The organism is Photorhabdus sp. RM71S (assembly GCF_042879355.1).
Lineage (GTDB): Bacteria > Pseudomonadota > Gammaproteobacteria > Enterobacterales > Enterobacteriaceae > Photorhabdus > Photorhabdus kayaii.
Genome location: NZ_JBHFKV010000286.1, coordinates 1 through 242, shown reverse-complemented (window position 1 = coordinate 242; position 242 = coordinate 1). Strand labels below are relative to the sequence as shown.

1 protein-coding gene is annotated in these 242 nt (G+C 45.9%); it reads left to right on the top strand.

The genetic code is table 11. The features are described 5' to 3' along the window. The coding region (locus tag ACGF5R_RS24920; protein ID WP_387693331.1) for a hypothetical protein at positions 1 to 98 on the top strand (98 nt) is incomplete at its 5' end. Between the last annotated feature and the right edge of the window lie 144 nt (positions 99 to 242).

Below are 242 nucleotides of genomic sequence, written 5' to 3'. Positions count from 1 at the left end.
AGCTCCCGGTAAGGAGAAAAAGAGCCTTCCCGAGGGTAGTAAAGGAAAGACCTTACAAATACAGAAAAGCCCAGAAAAACAGCCAGTCAGTTGCTTAACTGACTGGCATTACTACACCGTCAGGGTTTTTATTATAAAAATCTATGGTCACCCCCGTTTTTGCAACACAAATTTTGATGTATGGTGGGCTTGCGTAAATCTATTCGGCGTCTGGTGAGCAGTCATGCCCGCGCCACGATGAG